Origin of the sequence: Celeribacter sp. (genome assembly GCF_048266405.1) — a bacterium.
Classification (GTDB): Bacteria; Pseudomonadota; Alphaproteobacteria; order Rhodobacterales; family Rhodobacteraceae; genus Celeribacter.
Genome location: NZ_JBLWZO010000005.1, coordinates 186,913 through 211,088, shown reverse-complemented (window position 1 = coordinate 211,088; position 24,176 = coordinate 186,913). Strand labels below are relative to the sequence as shown.

Here is a 24,176-nt window from a genome sequence, read left to right as displayed (position 1 = left end):
GCCGAGGCTTCCCTCCCCCCTCTCCGCTTGGGCCGACCTCCTTCGACCCAAACGCAGTGGCGGATTTCAAAAGGACCCCAAATGAGCAATCTTGTCGAAATTCACGATCTGAATGTCGCCTTTGACGGCGTTCCCGTCCTGCACGGGATTGATTTACACGTGGCCCGTGGTGAGGCACTTGGCCTTGTGGGCGAAAGCGGCTGCGGGAAATCCGTGACGTGGTTGGCCGCTCTTGGGCTTTTGCCGACGAAAGCAACAGTCACGGGCTCTGTCACCTTGGAGCAGACCGAGCTGCTCGGCGCTTCAAGAACCGCGCTTGAACCCGTGCGCGGCGGGCGGATCGCGATGATCTTCCAAGACCCGTCCAGTTCCTTGAACCCCGTCATTCGGGTCGGGCGTCAGATCATGGAGGCCCTCGCCTTGCATCGCGGACTACGCGGTGACGCGGCACGAACCGAGGCGCTGCGCCTTATGGATCTCGTCGGCATCCCCGATGCGAAGGGGAGGTTCAAACTCTACCCCCATGAATTTTCTGGCGGTCAGGCCCAGCGCATCATGATCGCGATGGCGCTTGCGGGCGAACCCGATTTATTGATCGCGGACGAGCCGACCACAGCTCTTGATGCAACGATCCAAGCGCAGATCCTCGACCTGCTCGCAAAGCTGCGGGCGGAAATGGGCATGGCCTTGGTCTTTATCAGCCACGACCTCGGTGCGGTCGCGCAGGTCTGTGAACGGGTCTGTGTGATGTATGCGGGACGGATCGTGGAGCAAGGCCCCGTGGCGCAACTGTTTGACCGTCCGCGCCATCCCTATACGCGCGGGCTGTTCGACGCGATCCCACGGCTGGACGGGCCACGCCTGCCACTCATCCCGATTTCGGGCACCGTGCCCGATCCGCGCCAGATGCCCTCAGGCTGTTCCTTTTCCCCGCGCTGCGCCCATGCCCGCGCGTTTTGTCACAAGGAAGGTCCGGAATTGTTGCCGCAACGTGACGGACGCTCTCTGGCCTGCGCTTACCCCTTGCCCGAAGCGCGCGCGAATGCCGCCGAAACGGCACAGGTGTTGTCATGAGCGTTCTTCTTGAAGCGGACTCACTGGTCCGGATCTATAGCGGACGCAGCGGGTTGTTCGGCAAGCCCACCCCCGTGCGGGCGGTTGACGGGGTGAGCCTGCATCTATCGCGTGGCGAAACCCTCGGCATTGTCGGGGAAAGCGGCTCGGGCAAGTCCACGCTCGGGCGGATGCTCCTTGGAGTTGATCCTGCGCAGGGCGGCACGATGCGCTTCGATGGTCGTCCGATGCCTGCAATCGGCACCGCCGCGTGGCGGGCGCTGCGGGCCCGTATGCAAATGGTTCACCAAGACCCATTGGCCGCACTCGACCGACGGCTCACCATTGCGGATCAAATCCGAGAACCACTCGATATTCACCTGATCGGCACCGACACCACCCGCGCCGCTCGCGTGGCGAATTTGATGGAGGCCGTGGGGTTGCGCCCCGATCAGGCGGAGCGGTTCCCTCATGAGCTGTCTGGCGGCCAGCGCCAAAGGGTCGTCATTGCCCGTGCGCTCGCCACCAATCCCGACATGCTTGTGTGCGACGAACCTGTCTCTGCACTTGATGTCTCCATTCAGGCGCAGGTGGTCAATCTGTTGCGCAGCCTGCGTCATCAAACGGGCCTTAGCATGGTCTTTATCAGTCACGATCTGAAGGTGGTGCGCAATCTGTGTGATCGTGTCGCGGTGATGTATCTGGGACGTATTGTTGAGGAAGGCCCTTCCGAGACGCTCTTCGCCAATCCGCGCCATCCCTACACGCAAGCCCTTGTCTCCTCGGTTCCCGAACCGGGCAAGCGGCTGGACGGGCGGGTGATCCTGCAAGGCGAGCCGCCCAACCCCGCGAAACGCCCAACGGGCTGTGCGTTTCATCCCCGTTGTCCAATGGCCACCGACCTGTGCCGCGACAACGCCCCCCAACTTCATGCGCTCGGCCAAGGCCGCACCGCGGCCTGCCATCTTGTCGCTGATGCGGCAGTAGCGCAGGTCGCCTGAGAGGTTTCCCATGATCCGTTTCGTTCTCCTCCGCCTGTTTCGGGCCTTCGTGACTGTTCTCGCAGTTATGACATTTGCGTTCTTGGTCCTGCGCTTGTCGGGTGATCCGGCCCAAGTGCTTCTCGGCCCTGACGTGCCGCAGAATATCATCGACGATTTCCGCGCCGACTGGGGCCTCGACAAGCCGTTGTGGCAGCAATATCTGGCCTACCTCAAGGCCATTGCCTCAGGTGATTTCGGCCTGTCCATGCGCGGCGGGGCGCCTGCGCTTGAACTGGTTGTGGAGCGCATTCCCGCAACATTGATGCTCACCATTCCCGCTCTGATCCTTAAGCTCGGCATCGGCATTCCCGCGGGAGTATATGCTGCGCTCCACCGCAATAGCGCCATCGACCGTGGTGTGATCATGCTTGCCATTCTGGGCTTTACCGTGCCGTCCTTTGTCATGGGCCTGTTGTTGGTGTTGGTCTTCTCAATCCACCTCGGCGTCCTTCCGTCGGGTGGATTTGGCACGTGGCAACACGCCATCCTTCCCGCGCTTACGATTTCGGTGGGCGGGATCGGCCTTTTGGCCCGTTTCTCGCGCTCGGCAATGATCGAAGTTATGGGGCAACCCTACATTCGCACGGCATCAGCCAAGGGTGTAAAGTGGAGTGACGTAGTGCGCGGTCATGCCCTGCCCAATGCCGCCGTGCCGATTGTCACCATTGTGGGCTTTATGGTCGGCGCACTGATCGCCGGAGCAGTCGTGGTGGAAACGATTTTCTCATGGCCCGGAATCGGACGCCTCCTGATCGTTTCCGTCTCGAACCGCGATCTGGCCGTCGTGCAATGTATCTTGCTTCTCATTGCCGCCGTCATGGTCGCCGCCAACCTCATCGTTGATTTGCTCTACGGCCTGCTTGATCCACGGCTGCGCAGCCAGTCCGCTCACTAAGGATATGCCCATGACTTCTGTCACCGAAACCCCCACCGTCCGCCCCCGCTTTGCCGCTCTTCACAGCGTTCGTGCGATCCCGCTTGCGGTGTTATTCGGCCTGTTCTGGCTCGCCCTTATGGTGCTGACCGCACTTCTGGCCGACTGGGTGCGTCCCTATGATATCACCCAAATGGATTTATCGTCGCGTCTGGCACCGCCCGCCACTCCCGGTCATTGGCTTGGCACCGACGAGTTGGGGCGCGATGTGTTTTCGCGATTGATCCAGTCGGTGCGCGTCTCCTTGGTGATTGCCTTTGGCGCCACGATCATCTCCGCTGTCTTTGGCACAACGCTCGGATTTCTCGCCGCGCAGTTTCGAGGGATGACGGAGCATTTCGTTGTCATGCTCGCGGATTTCCAAGCCGCCCTGCCCTTCTTGATCATGTCATTGGCTGTACTTGCCTTTTTCGGCTCCTCCATGATCCTGTTGGTCTGCTTGATGGGCTTCTACGGATGGGAACGCTACGCGCGAATTGCGCGCGGGCTTGCCATCTCCGCAGGGGCGCAGGGCTATGCCGCAGCCGTGGTCCAACTCGGGGCCACGCCCTACAGGGTCTACCTCAAACATATCCTGCCCAATGTGGCCTCGACCCTGATCGTCTCCATGACCCTGACCTTTCCCGAGATCATCCTCATGGAATCAGGTCTGTCCTTTCTCGGTCTGGGAGTGCAGCCACCCGACACCAGTCTGGGCAATATGATCGGGTTCGGACGTGAATACCTGACCACCGCACCGTGGATCATGCTCGCCCCCGCCGTGGTGGTGATGTTGACCACCCTGTCGATCTCGCTCGTCGGAGACTGGCTGCGTGACCGACTGGACCCCACCATCCGCTAAATCCGTTTTCAAAAGGAAAGACAGATGACATTTATCACTGGCCACCGCGGCGCACGAAACCTCTGGCCTGAAAATTCCCTGACGGGGTTTCGTGAGGCCATCAAACTCGGCTGTGACGCGATTGAATTCGACGTTCACCTGACGGATGCAGGCGAGTTGGTGGTGATCCACGACCCGACGCTGGAACGCACCACGCAAGCAACGGGCACTGTGGCAGCGCTCTCTCCCTCCGAACGCGCAGAAACTCGGCTCACAGACAGCCAAGACACCCTACCAACGCTCGACGAGGTTTTGAACATTCTCGTTCCTGCGGGTGTGAACCTGCATGTGGAACTCAAGGTCGACAGCACAGGGCAGCCCTATCCAAATCTTGATCGCCGCGTGGCCGAACGTTTGCGGGCGCATGGTGCAACCCAACGCGCACATTTGACCTCTTTCAACCTGTCCATCCTGAAATCCTGTCTGGCCCACAACCCCGACATCCCGCGACTGGTCTCGACGGACAGCCGTTGGGTGGAGAAATATGGTGGGTTGGAGACATTCTTTGCCGAGGTGCGCGATCTGGTGGATATCGTCGCGCTACGTCACGATTACTTCGCCACGGTCTTTGATCAGGTGACGCAGATGTGGCCGAAAGACCGCTTGTGTGCGTGGACGGTGAACGAGCCTGAAGCCCTGCGTGACTGGCTCGGACGCGGTATTGGCCATCTAACCACGGACCGCCCCGACCTCGCACTGGCACTGCGCCGCTCCTGTGTCGGAGCCATGGCCCCAAGCAGCCTGTAGGTCAAAACAGAGTTGAGACGTCGGACGCATGTCGTCATTGCCCCCGCAACAGCGCAAGATCAAAAGCGGCGCGACATCGGGTGGTTATTTGCTGACGCGCCCCGGCGTTCTCGTCCCCACACAGGCAACCTTTCCTGTCTCAAGGCAGTCCATGGTGCGCGCGCCGGCGCGGCCCAAAGTCGGTTTGCCGACTCGCTCTAACGTTCTCGCACCGACACGCCCTGGAGTGGCACTGCCAACGCGGCCAATCGTGCGTTTCCCTTTGCGATTGAGTGTTCTCACACGGGTTCCGACACGTTTTCGCAGACCCGTCTTACTGCTTTGCGCGGTTGCGGCCATTGGCATGACACAGATCGGCGCAATAACGAACAATGCGAGAGCCTCTTTAAAGCGTGTCGCCATTTCGGGTTTACGTGTCATCACATCAGTCCTTAAACATCAAAGGGGTGGTAATTTCCCTAGCGTAAGATGGGACGCGATGACTTGTAAACATGAAACCTCGTGAGTGCCGTAGATCGGCGCTTCCATGCCGTTTCGCTTTGTGTTCGGCTCTGCATTATGACGCATAAATGGATGCCGTCAGGCAGTGCAATCCACCGCCCAAGCCTTTGGTTGCACAGTCTATAAAGACGGGAACATACCCCTCCGCCGCCACGCCATCCGCAGCGCCCTGACAGTTTGGATCATCCTCGCCGAAACGGGGCAAGAGGATCGTCTGCCCCAATTGGACCCAATTCACAGGGCTGTCAAAATACGCTCCCGTCGCCTTTGCCTGAATTTCCAGAAACCTGAGATCAGGGATTAACTGTTGCAATTCACCCATCAAAAAATCGATGGTTTTGCAGGCCTTCACGTTGTCGCTGCGACGGACCACCGCGCATAGGGTCGGGCTCAAAAAACGCACCATACAATCGGTGTGTTTCGACGCATCATCACTAAAGGCATCCACCACGACCCAATGGTTGACGCCAAGCTGCCGCGCGGAGGGGTCCAGTTGCGTCATATCTGTCAGCCCGTTCAGGCCCAAAAGATCATTGGTCGAGATGGCTATTCCGTTCGGCCCCCTGACAAGATTTCCCGCATGGAGGTACAATGACGTCTGCTCACAGGGCGTTGCCATCAGGCTCTCGAACAGGACGACATCCTTGGGCCTTTTAACATGGTTCAAGCGTGGCAGGATCTGGTGAACACCGTCCATTGAGCGCACGGCAATAGGGCCATGATCACGCAACCACGGGCTTTCGTATTCTGCAGTCACGACCGCGAAACGCTCCGGATCAGATTGGTCATTCACAAAGGCCTGAAGGTCGGGACCATCGGGGCCAATCAAAAGCACACCGACATGGTGCGCCATTTCTACCGCGAGGGTCTCCAACGTTCTTTGAGTGTCGAAAGTGTGCAGGGCAACGGCCATTGCAGAGGGCAATTCATAATCGGGGACGATCGTTCTGGACTGCGACACGTTGAGGTCCGCCCCCTTATCCGGCTGAATCATCGGCTAAATACCACGGTAGCGAAAACCGCAGCTCCTGCCAAGCAACAGCCGAAGACACACCGACGCCAGCATTGGGTCTGCGACGCATTCCAACCAACTAGTGTTGTGCTACACTGTCGAAATGACACCCCGCGCTCCCTATACATTCCGCCGCGTGACGCGCGAAGACGGCGACTTGCTCATGACGTGGCAGGCCCATCCGCATGTGCGGGCATGGTGGGACGCGAGCGAACCCTACGACCATGAGGCGCTTAACGATCCGCGCGTGTCGCGTTGGATCGTGTCTCTGGACGGGCGTCCCTTTGCCTTCATGCAAGACTATACTGTGCATGGCTGGGACGACCACCATTTCGCGGTCCTGCCCACAGGAACGCGGGGCATTGACCAATATATTGGCGACCCCGAAATGATCGGGATCGGGCATGGCTCCGCCTTCATCGGCGCACGGATGCAAACCCTGTTCGATGCGGGCGCTCCGGTGATTGCCACCGATCCACATCCCGATAACGCACGAGCGATTGCTGTTTACACAAAATTGGGCTTCTCCCCTTTCGGACCGCCTCAGCAAACGCAATGGGGCCTGATCCTGCCCATGCGAGCACAGCGCCCGACAAGAGGCAAAGCCTGATCCGAGCGGCGCTCAAGACCGCATGTCCGTGGCCAAATCCAAAAAGAAAATCGACCCTCATTTCCCTGTGGTTTCCCCATTGAATTCCGCACAGCAAAATGAAAGTTTGCGCGAACTTTAACAAAGGGCGCACACCTTGCACATCTTGAGATCATTGGGGCCTGCCGTGGCCTCCGCTTCGCCGCGCGAGGCAATTCGTGCTGGCTTCGGAGCCTTCATTGGCCTTGGCCTTGCAGGCGCACTTTTGCTGTTGCCCTTTGCGGATAAGAGCTTGGGATTCTATCTCGTTGCGCCCTTTGGCGCGAGTGCGGTGTTGCTCTTTGCGGTGCCCAACAGTCCTCTTGCGCAACCGTGGTCGGCCATCGTCGGAAACACTGTCGCCGCCGTGGTCAGTGTCGCTGTCTGTTTAACGATAGCGGACCCGACACTGCGGGTGGCTTTGGCAGTGGGGCTCGCCATTGTCGCAACGATCCTGTGCCGCGCGGTGCATCCCCCGTCAGGCGCTGTTGCGATGACGGCAGCAATGAGCCCCGAGGCCATCGAAGCCTTGGGCTTCTGGTTCGCGCTCGCCCCCATTGCGGCAGGGACGACCTTTATCGTTGCACTGGCCACGATCTATGCGCGCCTCACGGGCCGCCATTATCCCATCCGCCAGTTTGATGATCCAAGCAAACAAGGCACATTGGATCGCAATCCCGTCGAACGTCTGGGCCTGTCCGAAGAGGAACTGACCGAATTGCTTGGTCGCTATAGGCAGTCATTCAACCTTGGCGTCGAGGATTTCGCACGGCTGCTCGGGGCCGCCGAACTGCAAGCCGCAACCCATAGTTCAGACGCCATGACCGCGCAGGACATCATGTCGCGCGACCTCATCACGGTGCGTGAAAATTCCACACTAAGCGAGGTGGCGGAGCTGTTCAAACATCACAGGTTCGCCTCGCTCCCCGTCACGGGGCCTGATGCAAAATACCTCGGGATCATTTTCCAGATTCACCTCATTCGTCAGGCGCGCGAGGATGCCTTACGTTTGGAGCGCGGATTTCGCGCGGCGTTCAAACGTCTGCTGGACAGCAATTGGGACAGGCCCATACGAGCGGGAGAGATCATGGATGTTGCCGGTCCACGCGCCACACCGCAAACCCCTATCGGGTCGCTCGTGTTGATGATGGTCGATAGCGAAGTCGATGCCGTGCCTGTTCTGGATGGCGACCGTGTAACGGGCATTGTCACGCGGACAGATATGTTCGCAGCAATGGCCCGTTCCTTCGTCAGGCACGGATAATAGGCGCATTCATGTGAATACTACGGCGCTGATCCCGAGGGGAATGGGACCAACGCCGCGCAACCTTCCTATTCGATGTCAGGAAGGTAGAAGGTCAGCAAGCCAAGGAACAACAGAGTCGAAAGATAGCTGAACACTTGCTGCATACCGATCTGGTCGGCGAGCGCCCCCAAGGCCGCCGCGCCAAGCGCACCGATCCCGAAGGCAAAGCCGAAGACAAAGCCAGACACCATCCCAACCTTTTCAGGCAACAATTCTTGGGCATAGACCACGATTGCGGAAAAGGCGGAGGCCAAGATCAATCCGACGAGAATACTCATAACGACTGTGCCGAACAGGGTCGTATGGGGCAACAGAAGCGCGAAGGGCAACGCACCGAGGATCGACACCCAGATCACCTTTTTCCGCCCGATACGGTCGCCCACGGGCCCCCCGACAAATGTGCCAACCGCCACTGCGCCGAGGAAGATAAACAAAATGGTCTGGGCGTGTTGGATCTCGACGGCAAATTTCTCGATCAGGAAGAAAGTATAGTAGCTTTTGAAGGTCTCGATGTAGACGAATTTGCTCATCAACAGCGCCCCGATGATGGCAAAGGCAATCAAAAGACGGCGGCGTGGCAGTTTTACCGATGACAGGGGCGGCGCACCCGCAGCAGCGGTGACACGTTGGTGATTAACAAACCAGCGCGCAACCCAAATCAGAATGGCAACGGCCAAGACAGCGGTCAGCGCAAACCAGACCGTGCTGATCTGACCAAGGGGCAGAACGAACATGGCTGCGGCAAGAGGACCGAGAGCCGTCCCTGTGTTGCCGCCCACCTGAAAGCTCGACTGTGCAAAGCCGCGGCGGCCACCTGAGGCCATGCGGCAGACCCGCGAGGCTTCGGGGTGGAACAGGGCAGAGCCGATCCCCAACACTGTTGCCGCGAGCAACAAGAGCAAGAAGGAATTCGCAGTCGCGAGCAACAACACGCCCGCCCCAACAATCGCCATTGATACGGCAAGCGAATAGGGCTTGGGTTTCAGGTCGCCGTAAAGCCCCATCAGCGGTTGCAAAATGCAGGCCGTGATTTGCTGCGCCAAGGTCAGCAGACCCAGTTGGAAATAGTTAAGCGCATAGTCCGATTTGAAAACGGGATAGAGCGCAGGCAACAAAAACTGGATCAGATCATTGATCAAATGGGTGCCGCTGACGGCAAGAATTACCGAATACGACGTTGGCATCAGAACTGCTTTTTGTGCGGTCATCTGTAGTGCTCTCGCTATTATTGGGCGCATTGCGCATGGCATTTTCGCCGTGTGAATTTGGCGCCATAGTGGCCTATTCAGCGCGGACTTTCTCACCAGAACGAAATCCTCTACAGTGTAGAAAATCTATTGGGTTGATATGTCCACATCACGCCGAAACCTTCCCCCACTCAATGCTCTTCGCGCCTTCGAGGTCGCGGGACGGCACCTGAATTTCCGCGCTGCGTCCGAAGAACTCGGCGTCACACAGGGTGCCGTAGCCCAACAGGTGCGGCTTTTGGAGGAGCATTTGGGTGTCTCGCTGTTTCAACGCATGCCGCGCGGTGTAGCCCTGACACCGCAGGGGGCGAGCTATCTGGTGGAAATGACCCGCGCCTTTGACACCTTGGGCAAGGCGACAGAACAGCTTCACAATCGAACCGATGCCGTGACAATCAGTGTTACCCCGACTTTTGCCACCAAAGTCCTGATTCCACAGCTTTCCATCCTGAAAGCCGCCATCCCCGGCGTCGAGTTGCGCACAATCGCGACCGAAGCGGTTTCCGACTTTGACCGCGATCAGATCGACATCGCCGTGCGGCAGATCCGGCCGCCTTCTGCGGCCTCCCACGATACCCATTTGCTGTTCCGCCACGATCTTGTTCTGGTCGCCAGTCCGCATCTGTTGGGCAAGGCGACGCTTCCTTTGTCGCGTGACGAAATCGGCGCACTGCCTCTCCTGCATGATTCCTATAATCACTGGCCAAAGTTCTTTGGTGTCGGCGGAAGATTACCCGGAGCGGTGTTCAACCAGACGACACTGGCGCTTGACGCCGCATTGGCTGGACAGGGCGTTGCGATCTCCTGTCGGGCCTTTGTGCGGGCGGATTTAGACGCAGGACGCCTGATCGAAATCGGCGTGACAGAGTTTAGCGGCGGTTCCGATTTCTATCTTGTACGCAAACGTGCCGTTCAGCCCCGCGACACGGTAGACGCGGTTTGGTCATGGGCGGTTGCACATTGGACCGAGGGCGGCGCACCGCGTCATGACGAGGCGGGATAAGCATAAGACAGCCCCACGTGGCCCGCATTTCCTTGGCCCCTGACCCTGTGGCCTCTTGCGTCATGCGAGACGATGCGGGACATAGGGGAGACTGACGTGGCGCATGTCGCGCCGCCTGACTGGCCCGAGGAGACCGCATGACCTTCGACCGTTCCATCAAGATCGCCCCGTCGATCCTATCCGCAGACTTCGCCAACTTTGGCGCAGAGATCCAAGCCATCGAGGCGCAGGGGGCTGATTGGGTCCACGTCGATGTGATGGACGGGCATTTCGTGCCAAACCTCACCTTCGGCCCTCCTGCGGTCAAAGCCTTTCGCCCGCATGTCAAAACCGTCATGGACGTGCATCTGATGATCTCGCCCGTGGATGCCTATATCGACGCCTATGCCGACGCAGGGGCCGATATTCTCACGGCCCATGTCGAGGCGGGTCCGCACATTCACCGGACATTGCAAGCCATTCGTGGCGCTGGGATGAAGGCGGGCGTGGCGCTCAATCCGGGCACGCCTGCGTCGGCGGTCGAGGACATTCTTGATATGGCGGATATGGTTTTGGTGATGACTGTGAACCCAGGGTTTGGCGGGCAAAAGTTCATCGACATGACGTCCAAGGTGCGCAAAGTGCGCGAGATGATTGGCGACCGCGAGATTCACATCCAGATCGACGGGGGCGTTGATCCGACAACCGCGCCGCTTGTCACCGCTGCGGGGGCCGACGTACTTGTCGCGGGCTCTGCTGTGTTCCGAGGCGGCTCAGTCGACACGCCGTCGGTCTATGGCGACAATATCAAAGCCATCCGCGACGCGGCACAGGGCTAAGCCCCGCACAGACCCACAATAGCGGCGCGGTTACATCACCGCGCCGAGCACCGCAAAGCCCACCACCATCATGCCGCACAGACGGCTGATATAGTCGCGCACGGCAAAGACAATCGGATCGTCGTGCATCTCGCCGCGATGCGTCAACAGTACGATACGGCTAATCCAGAACAGTAAGATCAGGCAGATCCCCCAAAGCGCCGGCGGGTTGGAATAGAGCAGCACCACCTCGGGCGAATTCATGTAGAGCGCCAACACGAGGATGGACACATAGCCCGTGCCAAGCGCCATTTGCGAGATGATTTCAACGTCATCATTGCGGTAGCCGCGCCCCTCGGGCTGCACCTTACCCGCCTTGATATTATCGACCAATTCGGCCTGACGTTTGACGGCGGCCAGCGCAAAGAAGAAGAACACCGAAAAGGCCAAGAGCCACATCGAGAGCGACACGCCAACAGCCACGCCGCCCGCAACGATACGCAGGGTGTACAGACCCGCAAGCACCGAGACGTCAATCACAGCGCGGCGCTTGAAAAAGAGCGAATAAGCGGTGGTCATGACATAATAGCTCAACATGACAAAGAAGAAGGTCGCCCCCAGAGCCGCAGACAGAACGGCCCCGATGCCGAGCAACCCTCCCGCCATCACGGTGCCCTTGCCAATGGGCACGGTTCCCGCAGCAAAGGGGCGTTTGCATTTGCGGGCATGGGCGCGGTCGGCGTTGAGGTCCAACAGATCGTTGAGCACATAGACCGAGGACGCCGTGAGCGAAAAGGCGACAAATGCAGTCAGCGCACGCAGGAGCGAGGTCGCGTCCAGTTGATGCGCCAATAACAGCGGAATAAAGACCAGAATGTTCTTGAGCCACTGATGCGGCCGCAGCGCTTTGGCATAGGGTTTGAGGTCGCGCTCGGCGGTGCCGATGTGATCGACCTCTACACCCAATCGCGCGACCTTGCCTCTCAGCGTCTCCGAGGCGTTTACGGTCACGGCCTTTGCTGCATGAGGCCAAACGACGAGATCAGCTTCGTGATCACCGATGTAAACAAACCCCTGCTCGCCATAGCGCTCGACGAGAAATTCCGCCTTGGTCGCTCCCTTCAGGTTTCTATCCCCATCCGAACCAAACACCGCATCAAATACGCCTAAATGTGTGGCAATTTGATCTGCTGAGGATTGATCGGTGGCGGTAACAAGAGCGACCTGACCGCCCGTCTCGCGCCAAGCTGCGATATAATCCAGCACCTCGGCGTTATAGGGCAGCTTGGCCACATCCACGCTCGCGCGTTCCGCCAACTCGCGTTTGAGTGCCGCTTTGCCCGTTTTAAGCTGCCCAATGGTGCGTAGGGCCGCGCTCCAGTCCCGCGAGGCGACATTCCAAAAGGTCTCATGGAGCATATCGGACTTCAAAAGCGTTCCATCCAGATCGACGGCCAGAACGGGTTGCGGGGGGGTACCTGTTTTACTCACTGCGCACCTCAATTTCGTGCTGCTCGCCTTTGCGGCGATCCGTTGGTTTCATTCTGCTTTGCCCCCATATCGAACGTCAGAGACCTTTTTGGCAAGACCTCCGCCCCATTCACACAACAAAGGTCGCAATTCGGGGCAATTGAGTCACGCAAACCGCCTTGACCCTCGTGAGCCAATGGCATAATTCCTCTCTCACCCGAGCGGGTGTTGTGTAATGGTAAGACCTCAGCCTTCCAAGCTGATGATACGGGTTCGATTCCCGTCACCCGCTCCAATCTCCCCGCCCTCGATATTTGACGCCACCATCCAAACGATGGCTGGCTATAGCGGCGCGATCAGGTCCGGACCCTCGGCGCGGTTGGACTTCACCGCTTTTGAGACCTTGTGGAACTGCAACGCCGTATCCTCGACGGAGCGCATAAGCGATGCCGCGCCATGCCCCTCCTCGCCAAGCCACTTCCCCCATTGATCAGGTGTCAGAACCACAGGCACACGGTGGTGGATCTCGGCCATGCGCCCAAGGGCGGCACAAGTGACCATCGCACAGGTCCGCAGCCGTTCGCCCTCTCGTTCCCAGTCCTGCCAAATTCCTGCAAAGACCATAGGGCCATCGTCAGCGGGGCGAATGAACCACGGTTGTTTCTCGCCTCCCTCGGGACGGTGCCATTCGTAGAAGCCATCCGCAGGGATAAGGCACCGCCGCGCCCGACAGGCAGCGCGAAAGGCGGGCTTTTCGGCGATGGTTTCGGCACGGGCATTGATTAACAACGGGCCGTCATTGGGCTTTTTGTACCACTGCGGGATAAAGCCCCAACGCATCGGCACCAATTTACGCGTGCCGTCCTCGCCAAACACCACATGGATATTCGTGGTCGGGCAGACGTTGTAACTGGGAATCGTGGGCAGATCATTGGCGGGCGCCGCCGCAAAAAGCTGCGCCATCGCATCGTTGGGCAAGGTGATTGCAAATCGTCCACACATTCCGTCACAATAGATCGAAAGTTGATGGAGACCAGAGCCATGACACTCACACGTCCGAAACATCCGATGCCTGATGAAATTCGTAAGGCCATTGAGGCGCGTGGATTAATGGCCGCCTATGAAGCGCGCCCACCCTATCAACGCAATGACTACCTCGGGTGGATCGCCCGCGCCAAACGCGACGCGACCAAAGCGAAACGCCTCGCACAGATGCTCGACGAGTTAGAGGGCGGGACGCTCTACATGAAAATGGTCTGGCGGAGCAAAGGCTCCAAGACAGAAACCTAGCGAAAGGCCTTCTTGGCCAGTGCGATTCGCACATCCATCATCGACATCTCTTTGAGTATTTCCTGCCGCCGTGTGCGGTCCCCTGTCTCGCGCAACTCCGTGCGCAGGCGTGCCAACTCTCGCGACAAAAGCACAAATTCAGGTGCCCCGCCGGCCTGTTTAACAACGCGATTTATCAGAGCATTTTCGGGATCGTCCTCGGGTGGCAAGGGTTTGCCCGCGCCCTCAAGGTCATCGAAATCACCATCGCGCATCGCCTGCGCAATCTTTGCTTCGATCAAATCGCTCAAGGGATGGTCCATGTGCCTGCCCGCCAAAAGAAAAGCCCCCGCATCTTAGCGAGGGCTTCCCGATTTGTTAAGCGGATCGCGGTTATTTCACCGTGATACGACCGTCCGTGTAAGGTTGGTAGGGCGCATGGGCGGCAATATATTCCGCCGTCACGTCCGCCAAGTCAGGACCGAAGTCATAGACGTTGGAGGCTTCGCGGAACATTTTGTAGCCGTCACCGCCATTGCGCACGTAGTTGTTTGACACAACGCCGTAGGTTTTGGCGGGATCAAGTGGCTCCGAAGTGCCGTCCATGTCGATCATGATGTCGACCACGCGCTCACCCGTAGGGTTGCCCGATTCAACGACATATTTCATGCCCGACACTTGTGGGAAGCGACCGTCATCTTCGGCGTTGTCAAACTGAGCCATGCCGTTTTCCAAAGCGGCTTTAAGTGTCGCACCATCAACGAAGAAGGTCGACAGAGTGTTCTGGAACGGCAACACGGTCAGCACTTCGCCCTGTGTCACGGGGCCAGCGTCAATTGAGGACCGCAGACCGCCGGAGTTGGCGATCGCGACTTGGATGCCTTGATCCTTCACACGGTCCAACATGGCATCAGCGACAAGGTTACCCATCTCGCATTCCATGTGGCGGCAGACGTCACGCGACCCTTCGATGGCCGCAGCGGTTTCCGCCACAACCTTGTTACGAATTTCATCAAGCGGCACTGCGGCCTCTGCGATACGCGCCACGGTGGCCTCATCCTCGTCCACCCCTGCATCCATGATGAGCGGTTCACCGACGGCTTCAATCACGTTGCCATCGTCATCGAAGGTCACGTTCAACTCGCCAAGGAACTTGCCGTAGGCATAGGCCGACACGATTGCAGTGTCGCCGACCATCGTGGGGTATGGACCTTCGGCGTTTTCGTTGGAGTTGGACAGGAGCGTGTTGGTGTGGCCACCTACGATCACGTCAACACCTGTAGTGTTGGCCGCGACGATTTGATCCACGCGGTAGCCCGAGTGGGAAAGCACGATGATCTTGTTCACGCCCTCGGAGGTAAGTTTATCCACTTCGCCCTGAACGGCCTCGGACGGATCGGTGAAGATCACGTTCGGGCCAGGAGAGGCCAATTCGTCGGTGTTTTGTGGCGTCAGGCCGATGAGGCCCAGTTTCTCGCCACCACGTTCAATGATCGTGGATTTGAGCAACTTGTCCGCCAGTAATTCCTCGCCCGAGAAATCGGCGTTGGACATCAACACGGGGAAATCCAGTGCATCCATAAATCCGCGCAGAACTTCGGGACCATCGTCAAACTCGTGGTTGCCCACGGTCATCGCGTCATAGCCCATTTTGTTCATCATCTCGGCGGCAAGCTTACCCTTGTAGTAGGTGTAGAACAAAGTGCCTTGGAACTGGTCGCCCCCATCCACAAGGATGGAATTGTTGGACCGTGCGCGTGCCTCTTCGATGGCTGTGACAAGACGGGCGGAACCGCCAAAACACTTGCCTTCGGCATTATCTTCGCTGGAACAGCCTGAATCATATTTCGAGACAGGCTCAAACCGCGCGTGAAAATCGTTGGTGTGCAGAACGGTCAGCGAATAGTCGGCGTAGGCCGCACCTGCGCATAGCGACATGGCGGCAGAGGTTGTGAGAATCTTCTTGAGCATATCTGGCTCCCTGTTGAGTTATAATCCGATGCTGCAAAGAGTTGACCGAAGAGTCAAAGGAACATTCGACATTAGCGCTAACGGCGCAGCGTAACGCCTATATGACAGGCAGCAATTTCGCCCGAAGAGCAGCCAGCAGCAATGGGAGCGGCCAACTCCGCGCCCGCTACACCATACCGCAACAGCTCTGACGGCGATATGCCCCATTGACCCGCCACTGCAAAACGGGGCATTTCTGCGCTATGATGATTTATAAAATATTCCGCCAGAACGAATGGGCCGCCCTCAAACAAGACGGTCAAACCAAGGGTGCCCCTGTCGATGTGGCGGATGGTTACGTGCATTTTTCGACCGCCGAACAGGCGCGGGAAACGGCTGCGAAATGGTTTACGGGGGAGACCGGCTTGGTCCTGTTGGCCTGTGACGTCGACAAGATGGAAGCCGACATTACATGGGAGCCGTCGCGTGGCGGGGCCTTGTTCCCCCACCTCTACCGCGAATTGCGCCTGAGCGATGTGGTGTGGGACAAACCCTTGCCCGTCTCGCCCCAGACGCACCCTGACAGTCACATCTTTCCCGAGGACATGGTATGAGCGTCACCGAGCAAATCGGCCTTGCAGCCCTGCGCAAACTCGATCCCGAACGCGCGCACAAACTGGCGCTCTCAGCACTACGGGCGGGTCTTGCCCCTTTGCCTGGCCCAGTGACCTCGCACCGCCTTAAAACCACGATTGCAGGCCTTGAGATGCCCAACCCGATTGGTCTCGCCGCAGGGTTCGACAAAAACGCCGAGGCCATTCCGCAGCTGAGCCGCTCGGGCTTCGGGTTTATTGAACTCGGTGCCGCAACACCGCGTCCACAGCCCGGCAATCCGAAACCGCGCCTTTTTCGTCTGACCGAAGATCGCGCGGTGATCAACCGCTTCGGCTTCAACAATGACGGGATGGAAGCAATCACCAACCGCCTCGCCCGTAGCCGCCGCTCCCCGCAAAAGATCGAAATCCCTGTGGGCCTGAACCTTGGCGCGAACAAAGACAGTGAGGACCGTGCAGCGGATTTCGCAACGGTTCTGGCACATTGCGGCAATTTCATCGACTTTGCCACCGTCAACGTCTCCTCGCCCAACACCGAAAAGCTGCGTGATCTGCAAGGCGCAGAGGCGCTCGAAGCGCTGCTCGCAGGGGTTTTGGATGCCCGCAAAGGCTTGCAAAAATCCGTGGCTATCTTCCTGAAAATCGCTCCTGACCTCGACAGCTCCGAGATTGACGAAATTGCCGACGTGGCTCGCTCATCGGGTATCGATGGTGTCATCGCCACCAACACAACCCTGTCGCGCGAAGGTTTGAAAAGTATCCATAAAGACGAGATGGGCGGACTATCGGGCAAGCCTTTGTTCGAAATGTCCACGCGCGTGCTCGCCCGCCTGTCACGCACTCTGGGCAAGGACGTGCCACTCATCGGGGTCGGCGGGATCGGTTCGGCGCTTGATGCCTATACCAAAATCCGTGCAGGTGCATCCGTGGTGCAGCTCTATTCTGCAATGGTTTATGAGGGGCTATCACTCGCTCCACGCATCGCCAAGGGATTGGACGAATTACTCAAAGCCGACGGGTTTGAAACGGTGGCCGAGGCGGTTGGAACCCAGCGCGGCGACTGGCTCTAAGCGGCCACATCGCGTTCGAGCGCAGGATACTTCCACCCCAAGGTCGCCGCCCGCGCAACATAGCTGATCAGCAGAGCCGCCCAGAGCCCGTGATTGCCCAAGAGCGGGATGAGTGCCCAGACCGCACCGAAATAGACCGCGACCGACAACACCATCATGTTGCGCATGTCGCGGGTGCGGGTCGCTCCGATGAATACCCCGTCGAGCATCCAGGAGGCCAAGCCGACAAGCGGGGCGAGAACCATCCACCACAGGTAAGACCGCGCCTCAAGGCGCACATCGGGCGCAGTGGTCATAGTGTCGATGATCGTCGCACCAAACAGCGCAAATCCTAAGGCGAGCAACATCGCAACGATCATCCCCCAGAATGCCGCCAACAAGGCCCCTCGTCGAAACGCCGCGCGCGAGCGAGCGCCCATCGCGGTGCCGACAATCGCCTCGGCGGCAAAGGCAAAGCCGTCGAGTGCATAGGCGGTGATCTCGATGAATTGCATCAGAATTTGATTGGCCGCGAGGGTGACATCGCCAAATCCCGCGCCCAAAAACGCGAATGACACCATGATGGACAGAAGCAGAACCGAGCGGATCAGAATATCCGTATTGACCTTCGCCATATGAATGAGGCGCTCGGCCTTTAGCACCACGGACCAATCACGCCACGCCGGGACCGCAAAGGCATCGCGGCACAGCCACAACCCCATCCCCGCGCCAGTGACTTCGGCAATAACTGTGGCGAGGGCCACGCCCTCAACACCCCATCCAAGGCCCAGAACGAACCAGAAATCGAGACCGATGTTGATGCCGTTCATCCATATTTGCAGCAGTAGAACAGCACGCGTGCGCTCTTGGGCGATGAGCCATCCTGTCAGGCCAAAGATGGAAATCGCGAAAGGCGCGGACCAAATGCGGATCGAAATATAGGAGGTCGCCAAGGCTTCGACCTCGGCGGAAGCAGGGGCCATACGAAAGGCTGCCCATAGAATCGGAGCTTGCAAGGCGATCAGACCGAGCCCGCCAATCACAGCGACCATTAAAGCTCGCGTAAGATAGGCAGATACTTCGGCGGCATCCCCTGCCCCGCGGGCTTGGGCCACAAGTCCCGTTGTTCCCATGCGCAGGAACCCGAAGATCCAGTAGACGGATGCAAGGATCACCGCACCGATCCCGACAGCGCCGATGGGGGCCGCCTCGCCCATTTGCCCGACCACACCCGTATCCACCGCACCAAGGATGGGAACGGTGGCATTCGACAACACAATGGGAAGCGCAATCGCGAGGACGCGCCCGTGAGACAGGCGCGTCACCTCGGTCACAACCTGCCCCATTGGGTCAGCCATCGCGGCGCGGCATCAAAAAGTGACACATGGCATCGGCAATGGGGCGGTCTGGTTCGCCCTGCCACGCAGTGGCGTGAACGGTAGCAAACCTGCGCCCAGCGCGAGTGATGCGGGCCTTGGCAAATGTGTCTTGGGGCTTGCCTGAGCGCATATAGTCAATGGTCAGGTCAATGGTTTTGGGAATGGAGGGCCAGACCTCCCCCTCTGCCGAACGGCCACCATCGCCCATCCAGATACGCGACCAACCCAATGTCATAAAGGCCGTGACTTCAAGGAAGGCGGCAATCGTCCCGCCATGCAAGGCGGGCACTGACGGGTTGCCGATCAGTTCAGACCGGTAGGGCATCTTGGCATTCAGAAAGTCTCCCTCCGCCTCGAACTCGAAGCCCATAAAGGCCAAGTAGGGCACGGTTGCCATCAGACGTTCAAGCAGCGCCTCTCGGTTACGGGTCTCACTCATGCGCTGCGCTCCACGGTAAACGCGCCGTTGGCCGTCGCCACGGGCGTATCTGAGGTTCCATCCGTTGCCGTAGCGCGCACAAAGGCGACCGATCGGGTCATGTGGTAGCACTCGGCATGGGTGGTAATCGTGTGGTGAGGCTTGGCAGAGCGCATATAGTCAATCCGCAGATCAAGGGTCGCCGTGGCAAACCCTGCTTCGGGATGGCTCATCACCGCCGCCCCCGCACAGGTATCCATCAGCGCCGACACCGCACCGCCGTGGATCACGCCCGTGGACGGATCACCGATCAGCTTTTCGAGGTAGGGCATCGTGATGGTCGCAGCCCCTGCACCAATAGAGGTCAGCGTCATCTCCAAATCACGGCTATGGGGAATGGCCTCTATAAACTGTCGTGCAATTTTAGTCCGTTGATCTGTCATTAGTCCCCCAATCCATGTGCAAATAATCGCGTTCAAGCAGGGAGCTGCAAGGGCAAACTGATATCGGCCATGTGAACATGTGGACCGGACACAAAATGACGTTACGTCGAAATCCCACCACGCGCACCAACACCTCTCGACAAAATGGCAGAATCGATAGCGCGAACAGCCTTGATCCTTCCCCCTTGTCTTATCTATGGTTCTCGAAAAGGTATCGAACCGAATTGATCTTCTAAACCAATCGGTTTAGTTCAGGTGCCAAGGAGAACTGATATGTCCGACGAACGCCTTAGCTTTAAAGAGATGTGCAGCAGGTTCGACGTAACGCCGCGCACACTGCGCTATTATGAGTACATCGAGCTGCTTTCCCCCGAAAAGGAAGGTCGCTCACGCTATTACACATCCCGTGAACTGGCGCGGATGAAATTGATCCTGCGCGGTCGTCGCTATGGGTTCTCCCTCGAAGAAATCCGCCAATGGCTGCTCATCTACGAAGAAAAAGGGACAAAGGCTCAAAACGACGCTTTTGTGAAACTCGCAGACCGACAGCTCAACGCACTCGAAGAGCAACGCAAGGAACTCGACGAAGCGATCGAAGAATTGCGCACCCTACGCCGCCAAACCGCAACAATGGCGGCGTCCTAATTCATTTAAACCCGCGCAATGACCATGACGGATCAGAGACATTTACTTTCCCTAAGGTCCGGCGCGAGAGACCGACGTAACGTCTTACCGCCGTCGCCCCGAGATCATGAGGTTTTTCGCGCCCGTTTCGCGGATAAGCCTTCCACCGTGCGACAGAGGCCATCGCACAAAATGCCCTAAAGTAAGCCAAAGCGCTTTATTCGTTAATTATTGTTGTTTTACAGGCCTTTTAACTAGTTTGGTTCAAACCGCTTTCGTATAGCGGAGGCAGAACAATATTGCTCTTGCCCCTAGGTAACTATTCCGGAAATTTTACCATTTGGGAAATGACGCCACGTCAAAGTTTTGGTAGCCGTCATTCAACTTGTAGACTGATCGCGAAGCAACCACTTCGCGCCAAACGCACCTTGGGCCGACGCCCATAAAGACAGTAGCCGGAGTGAGACACGTGACAAACGAGGTACTAACCATCCGCGAGATGTGTGACGCGCATGATGTGACGCCACGAACTTTGCGGTTTTACGAAGCGAAAGAGTTGCTCTTTCCGATCCGTGAAGGGCAGAAAAGACTCTTCACACGTCGGGATCGCGCCCGCCTCAAATTGATTTTGAAGGGCAAGCGATTCGGATTTTCGCTCGAAGAGATCCGGCAGCTGCTAGATCTCTATAGTGAGGAAGATAACGGGCGCGCCCAATTGAGTGGCACGCTTCATGCCTATCGTCACCAACTGAAGGTGATGAAAAAGCAACATGACGAGCTGCTCCAAATCATGGACGAGCTCGCCGAACAAATCGAATGGACCGAGCAAGCGCTTGGCTCCAGAGACTTAATCGGGAAGGCAAGCTGACCTCTCCCGAAGCATCGCAAGGGAGAAGGCAATGCCTAGCTACACGGCACCGACAAAAGATATCCAATATGTTCTGCATGACCTGTTGAACGTCTCAGGCTCTGACATCCCCGGTTACGGCGATCTGGAGCCTGAGTTCACCGAAGCCATCTTGGAGGCTGCAGGTCAGATTTCCTCCGAAGTCCTCGCCCCGCTCAATGCGGTCGGTGACAAAGAGGGCTGTCGCCTTGAGAACGGTGTCGTCCACACCCCTACGGGGTTCAAAGACGCCTTCGAGAAGATGAAAGAAGGCGGCTGGACAGGTCTCGACCTGCCCGAGCAGTATGGTGGCCAAGGCATGCCCTACATTCTTGGCACGGCTGTCGGCGAGTTGTTTTCCTCCGCCAACCAAGCCTTTACCATGTACCAAGGCCTGACCCACGGCGCGGTCTCTGCCATTCTGGTCCACGGCACTGATGAGCAAAAAGATCTGTTCATGCCGAAAATGGTGTCCTGTGAATGGACGGGCACGATGAACCTGACCGAACCGCATTGCGGCACCGATCTGGGCCTGATGCGCACCAAAGCCGAGCCAAATGACGACGGCAGCTACAAGATCACCGGCCAGAAAATCTTTATCTCGGCTGGCGATCACGACATGTCCGAGAACGTCATCCACCTCGTTTTGGCCAAGATTCCAGGTGGTCCCGAAGGGATCAAAGGCGTCTCGCTCTTTATCGTTCCAAAATACAAGGTGAATGCGGACGGGTCCGTGGGCGAGGCCAATGGCGTCTCCGTTGGCTCCATCGAAGAGAAGATGGGCATCCACGGCAACTCCACCTGCGTCATGAACTACGACGAGGCCGAGGGCTACCTCTTGGGTGAGATGCACAAGGGCATGCGTGCCATGTTCACCATGATGAACGAGGCTCGTTTGGGCGTTGGGATGCAAGGTTTGGCACAGGCAGAAGCCGCCTACCAAAATGCCGTAATCTACGCCAAAGACCGCCTGCAAGGTCGTGCGGTAACGGGCGCGGAAAACCCTGACGGGCCAGCCGATCCATTGATCGTCCACCCCGACATCCGCCGCAACCTGATGGACCAGAAAAGCTTCATCGAGGGTGCTCGGGCCTTCCTGCTCTGGGGCGCTTCCATGCTCGACGCGGGCCATCTGAAGGGCGACAAAGATGCCGAAGGCCTCGTGTCGCTTATGACCCCTGTGCTCAAGGGTTTCCTGACCGACAAAGGCTACGAAGCCACAGTCAACGCACAGCAAATCTACGGTGGCCACGGATATATCGAAGAATGGGGCATGTCGCAGTTCACCCGTGATGCGCGGATTGCCATGATCTATGAAGGTGCAAACGGCGTTCAGGCGCTCGACCTCGTTGGCCGTAAATTGGCTCTCGATAGCGGCAAACACGTCATGGCGTTCTTTGAAATGGTCAAAGGCTTCTGCAAAGAGAACAACGGCGAGGACATGGCAGAGTTCGTCGAGCCGCTCAAACAGGCCTCCAAAGACCTGCAAGCGGCAGGCATGTTCTTTATGCAAAACGGGATGAAAAACCCCAACGCTGCCCTAGCCGGTTCCTATGACTTCATGCACCTGTTTGGTTACACCTGTCTTGGCCTGATGTGGGGGCGTATGGCGAAAGTGTCTCAGACCGCCTTGGCAAACGGCACTGATGACCCTGCCTTCCACGAAACCAAACTGGCCACAGCGCGCTATTACATGGCCCGTCAGTTGCCGATGACATCGACCCTGCTCAAACGGATCGAGAGCGGTGCCGACCCTGTCATGGCGTTGCACGCCGACAACTTCTAAGGGGGCGCCCCGCGAGCTTTCAGTGCGGTGATGATTGAGGGCCAAGCTATGCTTCAACTCAACACCGAAACGCTCTAGGCTACGGGTAAACCGAACATAGAGGCCCCTGCCCAACTTGGGTGGGGGCCTTTTGTTATTTCAGCGACCTTTTGACGGAGCGTAACAATGCCCAAACGATTTAGAATGACGCGGCGTTTTCCTGTTTCAATGACCGAAGACGGCTATCGTCGTCTCAAGATGTTCGCACGGGAGGCCGAATTGGAAGAGGGCGAAGCACTGTCTTTTCTGTTCGAGAATTTCAATTCCGTGACCCATGACGAGAACCTCAAGCACCGCTTGAATTTGTTCAAAGCGGATTTGGAGAAACGCAAGAGATGACAGGCATAGCGCCCCTTACATCGAGAAAGTTTAGCGATCGGGTGGAGCGCAAAACCGGACCAGCCGATGCGCTCTTGCGGGATCGGGCATTGACGTCGGGAGGGGCGTAACATGACAATTCAACTCTACGGTTTTGGCGAAAGCGGCCATTCGTACAAAGTGGCACTCGCGATGACACTGGCAGGTGTGGACTTTGATCTGCGCTTCGTTGATTTTTTCAAAGGCGAGGCCCGCAGCCCCGAGTTCAAAGCGATCAACCCGATGGGCGAATGCCCCGTTTTTGTGGATGACGATCTAACGCTCACGCAATCGGGGCTGATCCTCGATCACCTCACCAAACAAACGGGCAAGTTCGGAGGCGCCTCAGAGGCGGAAAAGCGTGAGGTGCTGCGTTGGACCCTCTGGGACAATCACAAATTCTCAAGCCAGATCGGCATGGTCCGCTTCTTGATGAACTTCCTGCCCGAGGACAAACGCCCGCAAGAGGTCATCGCCTTCACCCAAGGTCGTATCAAGGCTGCTCTGGGAGTTCTTGATTCCCATCTCGCAGACCACACATGGGTTGCAGGTGGTAATGGACCGACAAATGCGGATTTCTCGTGCTGCTCTTATCTTTTTTACCCCGAACCGTTCGGCTTCGACCGCTCGGATTGGACGCATATCGACCGTTGGCTTTCGAACATCGAAGGTCTGGACGGTTGGAAACATCCCTATGATTTGATGCCCCGCGCTTTTGCAACGGGGGCCTGAGGAGGACCA

Annotated in this window: 28 protein-coding genes and 1 tRNA gene; 18 read left to right on the top strand and 11 right to left on the bottom strand. The window is 58.0% G+C overall.

Translation table 11 applies throughout. The annotated features are described in order from the left end of the window. The first annotated feature begins 81 nt into the window (after window positions 1-81). Genes ACN0TS_RS11925 through ACN0TS_RS11905 form a run of 5 tightly spaced genes read left to right on the top strand, consistent with a single transcriptional unit; the run spans window position 82 to window position 4,657 of the window. Complete coding sequence (locus tag ACN0TS_RS11925; RefSeq protein WP_417259582.1) at window positions 82-1,074, top strand: ABC transporter ATP-binding protein; 993 nt, start codon at window positions 82-84, stop codon at window positions 1,072-1,074. After that, a complete protein-coding gene (locus ACN0TS_RS11920; protein WP_417259581.1) occupies window positions 1,071-2,054 on the top strand; it encodes an ABC transporter ATP-binding protein in 984 nt (327 codons plus the stop codon). Before ACN0TS_RS11925 ends, ACN0TS_RS11920 begins: the two co-directional genes overlap by 4 nt. Window positions 2,055-2,064: 10 nt before the next feature. After that, entirely contained in the window at window positions 2,065-2,991 is a 927-nt protein-coding gene (locus tag ACN0TS_RS11915; RefSeq protein WP_417259580.1) for an ABC transporter permease, read from the top strand. 10 nt (window positions 2,992-3,001) lie between these two features. Further along, a complete protein-coding gene (locus ACN0TS_RS11910) occupies window positions 3,002-3,871 on the top strand; it encodes an ABC transporter permease (protein WP_417259579.1) in 870 nt (289 codons plus the stop codon). Window positions 3,872-3,895: 24 nt separating this feature from the next. Further along, a complete protein-coding gene (locus tag ACN0TS_RS11905; RefSeq protein WP_417259578.1) occupies window positions 3,896-4,657 on the top strand; it encodes a glycerophosphodiester phosphodiesterase family protein in 762 nt (253 codons plus the stop codon). A gap of 84 nt (window positions 4,658-4,741) precedes the next feature. Here ACN0TS_RS11905 and ACN0TS_RS11900 read toward each other — a convergent pair whose 3' ends face one another. After that, window positions 4,742-5,077 (bottom strand): hypothetical protein, encoded by a 336-nt coding sequence (locus tag ACN0TS_RS11900; protein WP_417259577.1) that lies wholly within the window; start codon window positions 5,075-5,077, stop codon window positions 4,742-4,744. A gap of 136 nt (window positions 5,078-5,213) precedes the next feature. Next, entirely contained in the window at window positions 5,214-6,152 is a 939-nt protein-coding gene (locus ACN0TS_RS11895) for an agmatine deiminase family protein (RefSeq protein WP_417259576.1), read from the bottom strand. A 121-nt stretch (window positions 6,153-6,273) separates the two neighbouring features. Here ACN0TS_RS11895 and ACN0TS_RS11890 point away from each other — a divergent pair, with 121 nt between their 5' ends. Together ACN0TS_RS11890 and ACN0TS_RS11885 are read left to right on the top strand one after the other, a co-directional pair. Next, on the top strand, window positions 6,274-6,780 hold the full coding sequence (locus tag ACN0TS_RS11890; RefSeq protein ID WP_417259575.1) for a GNAT family N-acetyltransferase: 507 nt from the start codon (window positions 6,274-6,276) through the stop codon (window positions 6,778-6,780). A 136-nt stretch (window positions 6,781-6,916) separates the two neighbouring features. Then, the gene (locus ACN0TS_RS11885) at window positions 6,917-8,062 is read left to right on the top strand and encodes an HPP family protein (RefSeq protein ID WP_417259574.1); all 1,146 of its coding nucleotides are present in this window, start codon (window positions 6,917-6,919) and stop codon (window positions 8,060-8,062) included. A gap of 68 nt (window positions 8,063-8,130) precedes the next feature. On the opposite strand, the gene ACN0TS_RS11880 is transcribed toward ACN0TS_RS11885, so the two are convergent. Further along, window positions 8,131-9,312, bottom strand: a complete 1,182-nt coding sequence (locus ACN0TS_RS11880) for an MFS transporter (protein WP_417259573.1) — start codon at window positions 9,310-9,312, stop codon at window positions 8,131-8,133. A gap of 139 nt (window positions 9,313-9,451) precedes the next feature. Between ACN0TS_RS11880 and ACN0TS_RS11875 the strand changes: the two genes are divergently transcribed. After that, window positions 9,452-10,354: a LysR substrate-binding domain-containing protein gene (locus ACN0TS_RS11875; protein ID WP_417259572.1), complete on the top strand. Its 903-nt coding sequence runs from the start codon at window positions 9,452-9,454 to the stop codon at window positions 10,352-10,354. Between the two features lie 137 nt (window positions 10,355-10,491). Further along, entirely contained in the window at window positions 10,492-11,172 is a 681-nt protein-coding gene (gene rpe / locus ACN0TS_RS11870) for a ribulose-phosphate 3-epimerase (RefSeq protein WP_417259571.1), read from the top strand. Window positions 11,173-11,202: 30 nt separating this feature from the next. On the opposite strand, the gene ACN0TS_RS11865 is transcribed toward rpe, so the two are convergent. Further along, a complete protein-coding gene (locus ACN0TS_RS11865) occupies window positions 11,203-12,642 on the bottom strand; it encodes a UbiA family prenyltransferase (RefSeq protein WP_417259570.1) in 1,440 nt (479 codons plus the stop codon). Window positions 12,643-12,842: 200 nt separating this feature from the next. Between ACN0TS_RS11865 and ACN0TS_RS11860 the strand changes: the two genes are divergently transcribed. Then, window positions 12,843-12,916 (top strand) — tRNA-Gly (locus tag ACN0TS_RS11860). Window positions 12,917-12,963: 47 nt separating this feature from the next. On the opposite strand, the gene ACN0TS_RS11855 is transcribed toward ACN0TS_RS11860, so the two are convergent. Then, entirely contained in the window at window positions 12,964-13,623 is a 660-nt protein-coding gene (locus ACN0TS_RS11855; RefSeq protein WP_417259569.1) for an SOS response-associated peptidase, read from the bottom strand. A 39-nt stretch (window positions 13,624-13,662) separates the two neighbouring features. Between ACN0TS_RS11855 and ACN0TS_RS11850 the strand changes: the two genes are divergently transcribed. Next, complete coding sequence (locus ACN0TS_RS11850; RefSeq protein WP_417259568.1) at window positions 13,663-13,911, top strand: YdeI/OmpD-associated family protein; 249 nt, start codon at window positions 13,663-13,665, stop codon at window positions 13,909-13,911. On the opposite strand, the gene ACN0TS_RS11845 is transcribed toward ACN0TS_RS11850, so the two are convergent. The 3 genes from ACN0TS_RS11845 to ACN0TS_RS11835 form a co-directional block, all read right to left on the bottom strand. Next, window positions 13,908-14,213: a DUF1992 domain-containing protein gene (locus ACN0TS_RS11845; RefSeq protein ID WP_417259567.1), complete on the bottom strand. Its 306-nt coding sequence runs from the start codon at window positions 14,211-14,213 to the stop codon at window positions 13,908-13,910. The genes ACN0TS_RS11850 and ACN0TS_RS11845 overlap by 4 nt on opposite strands. 70 nt (window positions 14,214-14,283) lie before the next feature. Continuing rightward, window positions 14,284-15,861 (bottom strand): bifunctional metallophosphatase/5'-nucleotidase, encoded by a 1,578-nt coding sequence (locus tag ACN0TS_RS11840; protein WP_417259566.1) that lies wholly within the window; start codon window positions 15,859-15,861, stop codon window positions 14,284-14,286. A 77-nt stretch (window positions 15,862-15,938) separates the two neighbouring features. Next, complete coding sequence (locus tag ACN0TS_RS11835; RefSeq protein ID WP_417259565.1) at window positions 15,939-16,094, bottom strand: hypothetical protein; 156 nt, start codon at window positions 16,092-16,094, stop codon at window positions 15,939-15,941. Window positions 16,095-16,103: 9 nt separating this feature from the next. Here ACN0TS_RS11835 and ACN0TS_RS11830 point away from each other — a divergent pair, with 9 nt between their 5' ends. Together ACN0TS_RS11830 and ACN0TS_RS11825 are read left to right on the top strand one after the other, a co-directional pair. Beyond that, window positions 16,104-16,454 (top strand): DUF952 domain-containing protein, encoded by a 351-nt coding sequence (locus ACN0TS_RS11830; protein ID WP_417259564.1) that lies wholly within the window; start codon window positions 16,104-16,106, stop codon window positions 16,452-16,454. Beyond that, window positions 16,451-17,524, top strand: coding sequence for a quinone-dependent dihydroorotate dehydrogenase (locus ACN0TS_RS11825; RefSeq protein ID WP_417259563.1), 1,074 nt, complete (start codon window positions 16,451-16,453; stop codon window positions 17,522-17,524). Before ACN0TS_RS11830 ends, ACN0TS_RS11825 begins: the two co-directional genes overlap by 4 nt. Here ACN0TS_RS11825 and ACN0TS_RS11820 read toward each other — a convergent pair. The 3 genes from ACN0TS_RS11820 to ACN0TS_RS11810 are packed head-to-tail and all read right to left on the bottom strand — an operon-like array spanning window position 17,521 to window position 19,743. Continuing rightward, complete coding sequence (locus ACN0TS_RS11820) at window positions 17,521-18,861, bottom strand: MATE family efflux transporter (RefSeq protein WP_417259562.1); 1,341 nt, start codon at window positions 18,859-18,861, stop codon at window positions 17,521-17,523. The genes ACN0TS_RS11825 and ACN0TS_RS11820 overlap by 4 nt on opposite strands. Next, entirely contained in the window at window positions 18,854-19,321 is a 468-nt protein-coding gene (locus ACN0TS_RS11815; RefSeq protein ID WP_417259561.1) for a PaaI family thioesterase, read from the bottom strand. Before ACN0TS_RS11815 ends, ACN0TS_RS11820 begins: the two co-directional genes overlap by 8 nt. Further along, window positions 19,318-19,743: a PaaI family thioesterase gene (locus ACN0TS_RS11810; protein WP_417259560.1), complete on the bottom strand. Its 426-nt coding sequence runs from the start codon at window positions 19,741-19,743 to the stop codon at window positions 19,318-19,320. The genes ACN0TS_RS11815 and ACN0TS_RS11810 overlap by 4 nt, the downstream gene beginning before the upstream one ends. Window positions 19,744-20,016: 273 nt before the next feature. Between ACN0TS_RS11810 and ACN0TS_RS11805 the strand changes: the two genes are divergently transcribed. From ACN0TS_RS11805 to ACN0TS_RS11785, 5 genes are all read left to right on the top strand, one after another. After that, complete coding sequence (locus ACN0TS_RS11805) at window positions 20,017-20,388, top strand: MerR family transcriptional regulator (protein WP_417259559.1); 372 nt, start codon at window positions 20,017-20,019, stop codon at window positions 20,386-20,388. Window positions 20,389-20,836: 448 nt separating this feature from the next. Beyond that, the gene (locus tag ACN0TS_RS11800) at window positions 20,837-21,235 is read left to right on the top strand and encodes a MerR family transcriptional regulator (RefSeq protein WP_417259558.1); all 399 of its coding nucleotides are present in this window, start codon (window positions 20,837-20,839) and stop codon (window positions 21,233-21,235) included. A gap of 31 nt (window positions 21,236-21,266) precedes the next feature. After that, the gene (locus tag ACN0TS_RS11795; RefSeq protein ID WP_417259557.1) at window positions 21,267-23,039 is read left to right on the top strand and encodes an acyl-CoA dehydrogenase C-terminal domain-containing protein; all 1,773 of its coding nucleotides are present in this window, start codon (window positions 21,267-21,269) and stop codon (window positions 23,037-23,039) included. 165 nt (window positions 23,040-23,204) lie between these two features. Then, window positions 23,205-23,417, top strand: a complete 213-nt coding sequence (locus ACN0TS_RS11790; protein ID WP_417259556.1) for a hypothetical protein — start codon at window positions 23,205-23,207, stop codon at window positions 23,415-23,417. A 111-nt stretch (window positions 23,418-23,528) separates the two neighbouring features. Then, window positions 23,529-24,167, top strand: coding sequence for a glutathione S-transferase family protein (locus ACN0TS_RS11785; protein ID WP_417259555.1), 639 nt, complete (start codon window positions 23,529-23,531; stop codon window positions 24,165-24,167). Window positions 24,168-24,176 lie beyond the last annotated feature (9 nt).